The sequence below is a fragment of the Mesorhizobium sp. M0048 genome (assembly GCF_040323405.1).
In the GTDB taxonomy this organism is placed as follows: domain Bacteria; phylum Pseudomonadota; class Alphaproteobacteria; order Rhizobiales; family Rhizobiaceae; genus Mesorhizobium.
In genome coordinates this window covers 1-913 of sequence record NZ_JAMYUV010000125.1, presented here as the reverse complement: position 1 = coordinate 913, position 913 = coordinate 1, and the positions used below count along the sequence as shown (strand labels likewise).

Below are 913 nucleotides of genomic sequence, written 5' to 3'. Positions count from 1 at the left end.
TCAGGTCGATATTGATCTTGAACGGCAGCACGGCGTTGAGCGCGGTATCGAGAATGCCCCCTTCGCGCAGCACCATCGCCCAGGAGAAGATGCGCACAAGCCCATTTGACCAGAACGGCAGGATGACGAGCAGGAAAATCGCTTCGCGGCTACGGCCTTTCAGCACCTTGCCTAGCACATAAGCGGCGGGATAACCGACGATGATGCACCACAGCGTCACTTCGAGGCCGAGGCGCAGCGAGGCGAGCAGAAGCGTCAGATAGAGGCTCTGCGAGAAGAAGGCGGTATAGTTTTCGAGCGTGAACGCCCACGGCTTGCCCGACAACGGCAGCTCGGTCATGAGAGAGAAGAAGACCATGGCTGAGAGCGGCAAGAAGATCGCAACCGACAGCCAGAGATAGGCAGGCACCAGTAGCGGCAAGGCCGATCTCAGCCCGCTGCGCGACGCGGCTGCAACCTGTGCTGCCATGACATCCTCCCAGGGAAGGATCAGCCGACATATATGATCGGCTGATCCCGCTTTCTGCTGTTACTTCACGTTGACCTTGAGCTGCTGCCAGAGCGACAGATAGGCTTCGCGCTGGGCGTTTGTGATCGGCGCCTGGAACTGAATGCGCTTGGCAACTGCCGGGTCACCCATCACCTTGCGGTTGAACGCATCCTCGGGAAGTGCTTCCACGGCCTTGGTATTGGCAGATACCGGGGCTCCGACCTTGGTGACCCATTCGACATAGAACTTCGGGTCGACCATGTAGTTGATGAAGGCCTCGGCGCCGGCGACATTCTTGGAACCGACGGGAATGGAGAAGGCGTCGAGCCAGGCGACAGCGCCCTCCCGCGGGATCACGAGCGAGACTGGCAGCTTGAAATGGGTCTTGGCGCGGTCGGCCGAGCCGCTCCAATAGGTGCCGAT

Annotated in this window: 2 protein-coding genes; both read right to left on the bottom strand. The window is 60.1% G+C overall.

Features of this window, described 5'->3' with window-relative positions; genetic code table 11:
- A partial coding sequence (locus tag NKJ84_RS33030; protein WP_502904063.1) for an ABC transporter permease family protein occupies nt 1–469 on the bottom strand: 469 nt, incomplete at its 3' end.
- Between the two features lie 60 nt (nt 470–529).
- Nucleotides 530–913: extracellular solute-binding protein (locus tag NKJ84_RS33025; RefSeq protein ID WP_352510006.1), on the bottom strand; the 384-nt coding region annotated here is incomplete at its 5' end.